This is a genomic window from Nostoc sp. CALU 1950, assembly GCF_051172895.1.
GTDB classification, from domain to species: Bacteria; Cyanobacteriota; Cyanobacteriia; order Cyanobacteriales; family Nostocaceae; genus Nostoc; species Nostoc edaphicum_A.
The window spans coordinates 23,111-35,214 of sequence record NZ_JBDNJQ010000036.1; the positions used below are offsets into that span (position 1 = coordinate 23,111).

At 40.9% G+C, this 12,104-nt stretch carries 9 protein-coding genes and 1 CRISPR repeat array (1 of these 10 cut by a window edge); of the genes, 2 read left to right on the plus strand and 7 right to left on the minus strand.

Annotation, left to right across the window (positions count from 1 at the left end; all coding sequences use genetic code 11):
• Positions 1-88: 88 nt before the first annotated feature.
• The 4 genes from ABF638_RS12605 to ABF638_RS12620 form a co-directional block, all read right to left on the minus strand.
• The gene (locus tag ABF638_RS12605; protein ID WP_435023039.1) at positions 89-535 is read right to left on the minus strand and encodes a hypothetical protein; all 447 of its coding nucleotides are present in this window, start codon (positions 533-535) and stop codon (positions 89-91) included.
• Between the two features lie 286 nt (positions 536-821).
• Positions 822-1,784 (minus strand): aldo/keto reductase, encoded by a 963-nt coding sequence (locus ABF638_RS12610; protein WP_435023040.1) that lies wholly within the window; start codon positions 1,782-1,784, stop codon positions 822-824.
• Positions 1,785-2,156: 372 nt separating this feature from the next.
• Positions 2,157-2,462 carry a small RNA NsiR4-regulated ssr1528 family protein gene (locus tag ABF638_RS12615; protein WP_100898458.1) on the minus strand — a complete coding sequence of 102 codons (306 nt, stop codon included), beginning with the start codon at positions 2,460-2,462 and terminating at the stop codon, positions 2,157-2,159.
• Between the two features lie 164 nt (positions 2,463-2,626).
• A complete protein-coding gene (locus ABF638_RS12620; RefSeq protein ID WP_084227405.1) occupies positions 2,627-3,097 on the minus strand; it encodes a DUF4079 domain-containing protein in 471 nt (156 codons plus the stop codon).
• 298 nt (positions 3,098-3,395) lie between these two features.
• Between ABF638_RS12620 and ABF638_RS12625 the strand changes: the two genes are divergently transcribed.
• Complete coding sequence (locus tag ABF638_RS12625; RefSeq protein ID WP_435023041.1) at positions 3,396-4,679, plus strand: ankyrin repeat domain-containing protein; 1,284 nt, start codon at positions 3,396-3,398, stop codon at positions 4,677-4,679.
• Positions 4,680-5,655: 976 nt separating this feature from the next.
• Here the strand turns inward: ABF638_RS12625 and ABF638_RS12630 are convergent.
• Complete coding sequence (locus tag ABF638_RS12630; RefSeq protein ID WP_435023042.1) at positions 5,656-7,410, minus strand: asparagine synthetase B family protein; 1,755 nt, start codon at positions 7,408-7,410, stop codon at positions 5,656-5,658.
• A 113-nt stretch (positions 7,411-7,523) separates the two neighbouring features.
• Between ABF638_RS12630 and ABF638_RS12635 the strand changes: the two genes are divergently transcribed.
• Positions 7,524-8,891 (plus strand): amidase, encoded by a 1,368-nt coding sequence (locus tag ABF638_RS12635; RefSeq protein ID WP_435023043.1) that lies wholly within the window; start codon positions 7,524-7,526, stop codon positions 8,889-8,891.
• Between the two features lie 266 nt (positions 8,892-9,157).
• Here ABF638_RS12635 and ABF638_RS12640 read toward each other — a convergent pair whose 3' ends face one another.
• Positions 9,158-10,282, minus strand: a complete 1,125-nt coding sequence (locus tag ABF638_RS12640; RefSeq protein WP_435023044.1) for an LLM class flavin-dependent oxidoreductase — start codon at positions 10,280-10,282, stop codon at positions 9,158-9,160.
• Positions 10,283-10,701: 419 nt separating this feature from the next.
• A complete protein-coding gene (locus ABF638_RS12645; protein WP_435023045.1) occupies positions 10,702-11,046 on the minus strand; it encodes a DUF3011 domain-containing protein in 345 nt (114 codons plus the stop codon).
• Between the two features lie 312 nt (positions 11,047-11,358).
• Positions 11,359-12,104: a CRISPR direct-repeat array (repeat unit 37 nt; unit sequence GTTTCAATCCCTAATAGGGATTTTAAGTAATTGCAAT) (it continues 824 nt past the right edge of the window).

Genomic DNA, 12,104 nt, shown 5'->3' on the forward strand with positions numbered 1-12,104 from the left:
AAATAACAAAATTTCCGACTTCTTTAAGAAATCGGAAATCTGAGGTTTTCGATTTTCACAAATCCAATAGGATTGCTATATCTATTATCTATTGACCAAAAGCATCCTTGATGCTGTCAACAGTACGTTCAACAACATTCTTGGTGTCGTCTACTGCTTTTTTAGTCCGAGCGGCATCTTCGTCTGCTCTTTTCTGAATTGTAGCCGCATCTTTCTTGGCTTTGCGTTCAGCAAAACTACCATTGTCTGTTGCTTGGTCAACTTTATTGGCGTTGCTCTTAGCAGCTTGCTTAACTTTATCTGCCGTATCTTCGATGAAATTTTTGGTTCGTCCAGCATCTTTACTGGCTTTTTCTTGAGCGCGATCGCCTGCGTCTGACGATGCAATCAAGGTTGCAGCGGGATCAGCCATTGCTGAAGTGTTCGAGAAAAATGCACCTTGCCAAACGAAAGCGATCGCTAACATACAAAACAGTGTTGTGGCCATCCAGCGTTTTACGGTGGAAAGCTGTTTTGCAACATAATTTGATTTCATACAATACAATCTCATGTGATTTAGTATACTATTTTTACTTCATTTAGCTTATTAGCCATATCGATCCCTAGATAGAGGTTCTGGCGTCATTAGTTATTATATGAATTCACTATTTTGATAGATTGAATTTTAAGCTTGGAAGATTTTTGACAAGTATTGGCGGATGGAATTCGCTACTACAAAAGCAAAGTCCACCAGCATGGACTAATGCAAAATCAAGAATTTCAAACCCATGCAGGTGTATTTTGCCTATGTAGCAGCGACTTTTCGGCTGCCTGCTGAAGCATCATGCTGGCATCAATTGCTGGATGCGCTGTGGCTCCTCTCCTAGCCAATCTGGATTTTGGGCAGTGCTGTCGAAAATTGATGAGGTTTTGAAAGGTTCAAACTCGCCACTTAATGCTGCTTCTGCTGTTTTTGCTAAGAGCGATCGCACTTGCTCGTCGTTCATTGGCTGGAACGTCCGCACTGCTGCAAAGGCTTGCTCTAGAATCTCCATACTGTCAATTCCAGTAATCACAACCGATGTGGGCAGATTCAAAGCATAGTGTAAACACTCAATTGGCGTTACAGTGTTTGATTTCAAAAGAATACCGTTTGCCAAGCTTTTCATCCCCAGAACACCAATGTTTTGTTTAACCAGTTCTGGTAGAACTAGTTTTGCAAAGCTCCGGTAGTGAGCATCCATCACATTGAGCGGCATCTGCACTGTATCAAATTTAAAGCCGTAAGTAGCTGCAACTTCCAGTGTATGCAGATGAATATGGGGATCTTTGTGCCCAGTAAAGCCTATATATCGGAGTTTGCCAGCTTCTCGCGCTTCAATTAAAGCAGCATTCGCCCCTTCTTTGTCAAAAATTCGATGGGGATCTTCGTATCGAATGATTTCATGGTGCTGCACCAGATCGATATAATCAACTTGCAGACGTTGAAGTGATTCGTCTAGCTGTCTTGCTGCTTCTTGCTTAGAGCGACCGTCGATTTTTGTCATTAGGAAGGCTTTGTCTCGGTAGCGATCGCGCAGCGCTTTTCCCATGCGAATCTCACTGACTCCACCGTTGTAATCCCAACTGTTATCCATAAAGTTGATGCCACGATCAATGGCTGTTCTAACAATGCGGATAGCCAATTGTTCATCTATGTGCTTCAAGCCGATGTGCCAACCACCCAATCCAATAGCAGAAACTTTTTCTCCCGTATTGCCGAGAACTCGGTATGGCATTTCTGAATTTGGCATACTTCCTGACATGTATTCTCCTTCTCTGTCAGCTATTACTTAAGTACATATAGCTGTGCTAATTGAAACACAAGGAAAAGTTAACAATATCTTGCTGAAGAGACACTTTTCGATCCAATCAGGAAAATACTCAGGAAGCCAAAATACCGATGGCAATTTAGGATTTGTGAGGTAAAGAATTGAGATTATTGTAGAGACGGCGATTCATCGCGTCTCTTGCCTGTGATTCATCGCGTCTCTTGCCTGTGATTCATCGCGTCTCTTGCCTGTGATTCATTGCGTCTCTTGCCTTAACCGAACAGTATTGAGGGCACAGCATTACTGTGCCCATACAACATATTTGGTTCAAATAAATGAAAATTGTTGTAAAACATCAACCAACAATTATTTGCCACTATAGAAAAAGGCAATTTCTTTCTCTTTTAGAGGTGCGAAACCAGCATCTACAAGTAGTTGGTCGAGTTCTGCTTGGGGAATATGTTTTGCGCCAATTCGCACAATGCGCGATCGCATAGTATTAGATACACCACTACGCTGTCTATTGCCTTCTAGCGCCATGACTTTACCATAAAGTTCTAGCTTGGCAGGCGGAATGGGAGAACCATCAAAATCAATTCCCTGTGCGATCGCTTCATCAATAGCATCGGCACCTGTAGTGGTTTGATTCCCTGGGTTAGTTTCGGTAGGCATGGTGATTTTCTTCTCTTCGCTATGGATAAATTTTACCAGCCTTGCTGACACCAAAGCTGTCTACTCCTCTCTGCCTCTCCTGATAAACCGTGGTTCATTACTGTTTTAACGTGGCGATCGCCACTCGCCACGTACTAGGCTTGATATGATTCCGACTTACTGAACTATGCTTTAGTGAGAATTCTTTGGACAATTTGCACTCCAGTCACAGCCTGCCAAGCAAAAAGTCCCAAAAGCGTGAAATTTATTAAAATATGAGTTGCACGCGCCCAATTTGCTCCTTTTTGCATATAAGGAGACAAAGCAGCAGAAAATGCAATTAAACCTGTCATACCTAATCCTGCTAACAGGTGAGGCTGCACAAATAACTTACCGTTATTGATGTAAGTGACAGCCATCCCGCCGATCGCACCTGCCACCATCAAAGCTAGGAGTATAGACCCGATTTGGTAGTGTCTGACGTTATATCTACCTTTAATCAGTTCTTTCTTTTCTTCCCCCTGAGCATTTCTGGTACGCTGTAATTGCAGCCCCAAATAGGCGGCATAAATTGAGAGTACTAATAGCGCCCACATCAGCACCGGATGGAAGAAGTTCAGCCAATATTTTACCGATGCAGAAAGTTCCAGATTCATGGTGTTCTCGCCTAATTATTAAATCTTCATAAAAATTAGCATAACTCTATTTTCTGTGCTTAAAGTTGCACAAATAAAAAGAGACTAAGAGGTGAGGAGAGAAGACAAGAGTGAAGCCTCCCTTAGCCTTAATTTGCATCCAGTCAATAGATAGAATGCTTGCCAGGACTGCATTTCTTAATTTTTAATTTTTAATTTTTAATTTTTAATTGCATAACCCTCTTGCCAAAGTGGATAAACAATCTCAGACTAAATTTTGAGGGTAGACGAACAAAATCCCCTGTATGGGATCTCATCCATGACTGAAAATAACGATACTTTGCTGTTAAAAGCTGCTAAAAGCGGCGATATTAAAGGGTTGCGTGGGCTACTGACTGCTGGTGCAAGGGTTGACGCGTGCGATCGCCAAGGTACGACGGCGTTAATGTTTGCTGCCAATTTAGGCTACACAGAAATTGTGCGATCGCTGCTAGATGCTGGGGCAAATATCGACTTGCCCAGAAAACTCTATGGTTTGACAGCTTTGATGTTGGCGGCTAGTGCTAAACAGCTTGACATTGTGCAGCTTTTACTATCTAGAGGTGCTGATGTCAATGCGACAAATGAAGATGGCAGCACAGCTTTAATGGCAGCAGTCCTCAAAGGTTATCTAGATGTAGTGCGAGTTTTATTGGCTGCTGGTGCAAAGGTAAATATCGCAGATCAAGATAATGATACTGCATTGAAAATCGCCGTTAAGCAGGGAAAAATAGAAGTTTTAGAAGCAATTCTCCAAACTGGTGTTGATGTCAACACCCAAGATGAGGAGGGTGAGACACTCTTAATGCTAGCGGCAGATTTAGGACATCTGGAAATTGTGGAAGCACTGCTAGCAGCGGGGGCTGATGTGAATGTGAAAAATCCTGATGGTGGAAGTGCCCTATCGGCCGCCGCCGCCGCTGGACACAGTGCGATCGCAGCAGCTTTACTGGATCGAGGTGCCGAAATTAATCTCCAAGACCAAGATGGTGAAACTGCCCTACATCTTGCTGTTGTGGAAGGCTACATTGATGTCGTGCAAGTCTTACTTAACAGGAATGCAAATGTCCAAATTAGGAACCACCTGGGTGATACACCACTGCTTGTAGCAGCATTGCAAGGACATAGCCAAATTGTCCAGGCATTGCTGCATTCTGGCGGAGATATTAATGGGAAAAATCTTGGTGAATTACCTTTGACATTGGCTGCATCACAAGGACACACCCAAACAGTGAAAGTGTTACTAGAGTATGGTGCTGATGCCAATACTGTGGGGGACGATGGCAAAACTGCTTTGATCAAGGCAACCGAACGCAAACACACAGAGATTATACATTTGCTGCTGGCAAAGGGAGCAGATGTGAATTTTCAAGACTCAGCGAGAGCAACATCATTAATGTGGGCTGCCTCAGCAGGTTATGGCGAAATTGTGCAGTTATTACTCCAAGCTGGGGCAGATATGAATTTGAAAAACCGGGGTGGTTATACTGCTTTAATGATTGCAGAATTTAATGGTTATAAGAATGTAGTGCGGAGTCTGCAAAAAGCTGGGGCACAAGAATAGCGATCTGAATTCTTCATCTAAAATATTTTCAGAAATATCTTGACAAATCATTAAATGAAGGTTATTTACTTAAATACCAAGGAAGTTTAAAACAACCAAGTCTAGACCTAAGAAACAAAGAAAGCAAAACTCCGTCGTAGCTGTTGTGAACTTGCTACGGCGGAGAAAAGAAAAATTAAAACGCCAAGAGGGAGCAGGCTAAATGCTTGCGTCACAAGGATAGAAAGAAAGCAAAAATGAAGAAGTAAATTTACCTTTTACTTTTTACCCTGTACCTTTTACCTTTTACCTGCTCTCCCCCTTGGCGTTTCCTACTGTGCTAGATGTGCAAAATATATAGTTTTTGCTTGAACAGAAAAGTATTCTAACGATCATTTTTTGTGTATTATCCAAAAGGCTGAATACAAACAATTGCCAAAAAAGGTTGATATGCAACAATTTGGGCAATAGTTACGGAAAATCAAAGAAAAATAAATAAAAAATTTCAGGAGGCAGGAGGATGAAGGCAGGAGGCAGGAGGTAACCCACCCTTACTCATAGTGGGATTGAAGCAAGGACGTTTTATACCTCGCTGCAAGCAGTCTCGGTATAATTATCGCTTTAAACTGGGCTTTAGACCCAGAACTAAAGTTTTAATTGATACTTCTTACCTCCTGCCCTCTGCCTCCTGCCTTCTGCCTTTCTTCGGTAAGGATTCAGGTCTAAGCTAGAGAAATTAAAGATGGTGTCTGCACAGTAGAGTCATCGGTGAGAGATTAGAATGATTGCACATTTGTCAAGAGGGTGCGGAAAAAGGGGATAAACTCAGCTTGGAGACTGCTTTTCGCAGGGCTTTGACAACTCCTAAATCTTGATTCTCTTTTGCAGCAAAGTATTTAATGGGGTCATCGGCATTACCTTTATCGTATAAAATGAACTTCTTGGTTAATAATTTGTTGTAAAAAGTGGAAATGATAAAAACCTCTGTCAAGTAAAATCAGAGCGCTTTTTTATTTACTTGTAACCAAATTTCTAAACTAGCAAGCAACCACAACTTCACACCATAACGACTCCAAGTATCTCCTTGATAGTTTAACCAATTGCGAATTGGTAACTGGTTCAAATAAGGAGTGATAGCTGCATTCCGATTGAGCAATAAATCTCTGGCTTCTTGTTGCCAATATTTCCGAAATCCTAACTGCACTGGCACCATCATTCCACTTTTGGGACGATGAATAATTGTGCCTGGTAAAATATCTATGATCGCTTGTTTTAAAACCGCTTTCTCTTCCACTCCAGAAAGCTTATACTCTGGAGGGATTTCCATGCTTAAGTCTACTACTCGTTGGTCAAACAAGGGAGAACGACCTTGCAAAAGGGCTGCTTGAGTCAAGTTACTTACTTTCGTCAGAATTTGGTCAGCGCCTTTAAATTTGATGTTCATCGCCATCAAACGATTCAGATAGCTAGCTTGGGAATTTAAATCTTTTTCAAAAACCCAAGGTGCGGTTTGCACTGCTTGCCAAACTTCTGGTTTTAAAAGTTGCGGTAAATCAACAGCGCACTTTTGAAAGGAAATTAAATAAGCTTGTAATGCATCCTGATTGGTGACAGAGCCATATAAACTATTAATTAACATTGGCTGATTTTTTGGCCCACCAAAACAGGGGTCGCCACCTTCACCATTTAAAACTACTTCTACGCTTTCTCTCGCCAATCTTCCCAGTAAAAGGTTGGGAACAGTCAGCGGGTCGCCAATGGGGTCATCTAAATAGGCCATTGTTTCCGGTAGACATTCCCACATATCCTTAAAAGTAATTTCCAAAATGTGGTGCTGCGTCTGACAATGGGATGCAACGAGACTGGAAAATTCTAATTCATTGGGACATTCAGAACCAAAATGAATCGAGAAGGTGTGGACTGGTGCTTTGTGGAATTTTGACACTAAAGCAGTAATACCGCTAGAGTCCAAACCACCAGAAAGAAAAACGCCGACGGGTTCATTTGCTGGTGGTAAATATTCTTGAACAACTTGGTTTAGCAATTCTCGCAAGCGATCGCCATGCCATACTAAGGGTTGATCTATTGCTGTAATCTGTTCTTGAAGCTGCCAATAAGCTTGAACTTTGTAGTCGGGAAGTTCTAAAACGGTTCCAGGTCGCAATTCCCGCACCTCTTCCCAAAGGGTTCGTTCTCCTGGAATAAATGCACAACAAAGATAATCTCGTAACGCCACCAAATCTAAATCAGATGAACGATGGGGTGATAAAGTTCTTAGTTGAGGCGCAATCCAACGAACTGAACCAGTGGTAGTGTAATAGAGGGTACGAACACCGATGCGATCGCGAACCAACCTCAAAACCTGTTTTTCTCTATCCCAAATCACTAGGGCAAACATCCCCACAAGTTGCCTAAGACTTTCATTACCCCATCGTTCCCAAAGATTGGCCACCAGTTGCAGAGAACTTCCTTGAAAGCTATCCGGTTCAATTCCCAACTTTTGTAGCAACTGCACTTGGTTAGTTAACCAAACATCACCAACAACAACAAATCTTCCTCCAGAACTGATTGCTAATTTTTCCGTCAGAAATCCAGAAAGCGTGCGTGGTAAAATTACAGAAATTTTGTCATCTCGCCAAGCTATATTTTCATAATTTTCATCAACTGTTCCCCACGCTACGCGCCAGGTTGGGTCAGTCTTGATGAATTCGATTTTAGGAGATTTACGGTGTTTAAACGCATCAAATAGCATGGGAAATTTTCAACGCATAATCAGTAATTTTAAGGTATTGCACAAACCTCTTTCCTGAAAATAGCTGTAATTGCAGTATGAATCACTCTCATACTTTTTCCAACTTTTCCAATATGGAAGCAGATTCTATCCCTAAAACGATCGCACAAGCAAGTCAGCAAATGCAAAGTGGTTCGCTGACTTCCAGGAAGTTAGTCAAACATTATCTCGAAGGTATCCAAAAGTTAAATCCTATACTCAATGCTTTTATTACAGTTATAGAGCAACAAGCTCTAGAAACTGCTACTCAACTAGATTTTGAGCGAAGCAACGGTCAAAAATGCGGTTTACTACACGGAATTCCTGTTGCTATAAAAGACAATATTGATACAGCAGAAGTCAAAACTACAGTTGGCTCACAACTTTTTTGCGAACTGACACGCATACCATTATCTGATAGTGTAATTGTTCAAAAGTTAAAGGCAGCAGGGGCGGTAATTTTAGGTAAGACAAATTTAAGCGAGTTTGCGGCTGACCTTTCTGGAAACAATCTTTTTTATGGAAATACCTGCAACGTCTGGAACCACAAGCATTCATCGGGAGGTTCTTCTAGCGGAAGCGCAGCCGCTATTGCTGCTCATCTTTGTTTAGCTGGGATTGGTACTGATACTGGTGGTTCAATTCGAGTTCCCGCCAGTTTTTCAGGAGTGGTGGGACTACGCCCAACTCAGGGACTACTTAGCAATGAAGGTATTTTTCCCCGTACTCTTAGTTTTGATACAGTTGGGTTTTTGACAAATTGTGTAGAAGATACTGCCATTTTACTTGATGCTGTACTCTTTCCGATATCTACAAATTTAAAACAATTGTACCCTCTACCAACCAATATCAAAGATTTAAAGTTGGGCATAATTAGTAACTATACATTTCGTGGAATTGAAGGAGAAGTTGCCAAGGCAATTTATAACGCCATAGCCATTTTTAAACAACTAGGAGCAGAAATTGTCACTGTAAATTCTCCATTTTTAGTAGAGGAATTTGATGAAGCGATTTACTCCACCATTGCTCTTTATGAATTCCATCAAGTTTTGCAATCAGAATACGCTACAAATCCTAATATATTTGGAGTTAAAGTACAAAGTGACTTATCCAAAGGAGTAAAAATTTCTCGTGACAGTTACAAAAAAGCAAAGGATAAATGGGAAAGATGCTTTCTGCAACGGCAAAAACTGTTTCAGCAAGTGGATATTCTGGTAACACCTACAACACCAATGGTTGCACCTCTCATTGACGCCGATACTAAAATTTATCAATTAAATCGGCGATTTATGTTACCTTTCAGTTTTCTAGGTTTACCTGCAATATCTCTGCCTTGTGGCCGAAATAATCAAGGTTTACCTATAGGATTGCAACTTGTTGGTAATTCCTATACTGAAGCTTTGATTTTGAGAGTTGCCTTTGCCTTCCAGCTTGCTACTACAGGACTAATATTTGATTTCTGAAAAAACTCAGTATAACTAATAGCAATTTAATGTGAAATTGCACATATCTTGATCCCCCTAAATCCCCCTTAAAAAGGGGGACTTTGATAGATGTTTTTCCGGTTCCCCCTTTATTAAGGGGAGCCAGCGCGGTCTTAGGGTCTCCCCAAGTGGAGCGACTGGCGTGGGCTAGGGGGGATCGAATTCTATGCAGCTTCATAAAAAATTGGTATAAGAAGCCTTCTTTCTTGTTGCCTATTGCCTGTCTACGCAAATTAGTTCAGAAATCAAAGCGGATTCCTATAGTTTCTATGAATATAGCCTTCTCTAACTAACGGTAAAACATTTCGCCCCACATTTTCGCACTCTTCTAAATGGGGATACCCAGACAGGATAAAAACTGTAATTCCCAAGTCTATGTATTGTAAAAGACGCTCTGCCACTTGTTGATAACTACCAACAATTGCCATTCCCGCACCACTCCGCACCACAGAAATACCAGCCCAAAGCAGTGGTTCAACATACCAATCTTCATCAGCATTTCCCCGTAATTCCCATTGTCGGCTTTGACCGACACTTTCCCGTTTGGTATTGGGAAATTCGGTGGTTCGGGCTTTAGCTAATACTTTTGGAGAAACTTTTGTTAGCATTTCCTTTGCTGTTTCTCTGGCTTGAATTTCAGTTGGTCGAGCGATAATATTAATCCTCAATCCATAACGCACCTCATTTCTTCGTCCGCAATTAGTGAGTAATTGCTGCATCTGGTTGATTCTATCAGCAAGTTGTTGCTGTGCTTCTCCCCACATCAGATAAACATCTGCAAATTCTGCACCCACTTGTTGAGCCATTTCACTCGCACCACCGAAATAAAATAGCGGCCCAGATGTTTGCAAAGGTAAAGTTTCTAACCGAGTTTGATGGAGTTGATAAAATTCTCCCTCATAGTTAAAGGGATTAGTGGTTGACCATAATTGCCGACAAATTTGCATAAATTCACGGGTGCGACGATAGCGGCTATCATGATCTAAATAATCACCATACATCGCCTGTTCGGTTGGTCGTCCACCTGTGACAATGTTAAGCGAAAGGCGACCTTTACTGATGTGATCTAAGGTAACAGCCATCTTTGCCAAGATTGGGGCCGAATAGAAACCTGGACGCACAGCTACCATCGCCCCAGCACTAATGGTAAGCGCTAAAACTGCTGTTGCTAAAGTCCAAGCTTCCATTATGTGGTGGTTGAAGCCCATACCAATTAGAATCTGCTGGAACCCAAATCGTTCTGCTGTTTTAAAAATCTCAACAGTATACTCAAGACTGGGAGGACGTTCCCAAACAGGCAAACCCAAATAGAATCCATCACCAGATACCGGGGCACACCAGTTAAATTCCAGTCTTTGTTTTGCAAACATTGATGCAAGTTTTAGATTGCGATTCAATTATGAAGCATATTGTCATCAAACATAATATTGATACAGCAGAAGCAAAAATTAGGGTGCTTCACTCTATTACTTGCCTCTACGACTAGAAGTCGCGGCTACACATACAAAACCCGCCTATGCGGGTTATAAAACTTGATTTTCTGCTAGTCCACGCAGGTGGACTTAGCCTGTGTAAAAGCTGCGATCGCAGATTTCTTTTGCCGCATCCAGAAATCGCAAGATTGACAAGCATCGTATATAGAAGCGTGGTCAAAAAATGCAAAAGCAATTGGAGTTGATGAAACCTTTGTCCTCAAAGATGCTAAGGAGGGTTTAAAACAAAGGCGATCGCAAGTGCTGTCGATTTCCCAACAAGCGATCGCTTCCCAGCAAGATGTAGCTCCAATTTCTTATCTGTCGTTTCTGTTATATCTGTCGTTTCTGTTATATCTGTCGTTTCTGTTATATCTGTCGTTTCTGCGATCGCCAACTGAGAACTCAGCTCGGCAACCATTTTTCACCCAAATACGATTTCTCCTATAGCCCCAATTTCCTCTACAACTGGTGTTAGACAATTGCCTAACCAGTCTTACTCTGCCCCTAGTAGGTATTGAACAAGTATTTCTCTTATTATTCTGGCTTGAACAAGTGATTATCTCCTGAGCGGAAGCGGGAGCGACAACGCCCAAAAGTGTACCGATACTAACGGTGGCAGCCATGAAGGCGGCAGCAATTATCGGAAGACGCATAACCATGTTAGACCTCTTCAAAAATTAAAAAATAAAAACTACAATAATTGTAGCAAACTGTATTAAGAGACAATTTTAAATCAGATTAAATGTAAAGAATATTTGCATTCTTAACAGCATTATATACACAGGTTTTTATGAAATGGATAGCCAGTATTGGAGTTTTAATTTAGAACTTTAAAATATTTAATCTGGCCGCTGCCAGATTTTCAAAGTTTTATTTAAAGTGTAAAAATGGCATTGATTTGAGAGGTTATCTGAAAAGTATTTTGCTTTGAATTTAGACACTTTTAGATCCCCCTAAATCACCTCTATGACGTTTCAATCCCTAATAGGGATTTTAAGTAATTGCAATCAGTAAGCTTTTCATCTATAGAGCGTTTATCGTCTGTTTCAATCCCTAATAGGGATTTTAAGTAATTGCAATTTGCATTTCGGAAGATGGTTGCTGCTGCTATTTGGGCGGTTTCAATCCCTAATAGGGATTTTAAGTAATTGCAATTGCTTTGGCTCAGGCTGCTAGTGGGGATAAACTAGGGTTTCAATCCCTAATAGGGATTTTAAGTAATTGCAATTCTAGCTTTAATTTGGTTATCTATCTCTTTATCTGTTTCAATCCCTAATAGGGATTTTAAGTAATTGCAATCAAAAACTTCTAGCGAACAATTGAACAAATATTCGTTTCAATCCCTAATAGGGATTTTAAGTAATTGCAATCCTACCGAAGAACTGGTAAATTCCCCCAATTCAAGGTTTCAATCCCTAATAGGGATTTTAAGTAATTGCAATTTTGACCTTGGCTCAAGAAGGTATCAGGCATACCTTTCTGGTTTCAATCCCTAATAGGGATTTTAAGTAATTGCAATCCTTCAATCAATTCTTCAAAGGTTTCTTCTAATAGTTTCAATCCCTAATAGGGATTTTAAGTAATTGCAATATCAATTATCGTTAACAGCAACGAAGCACGCAGGGGTTTCAATCCCTAATAGGGATTTTAAGTAATTGCAATGGAAGTATACTTACTTCATAAGCAACCAATATTCATCAGTTTCAATCCCTAATAG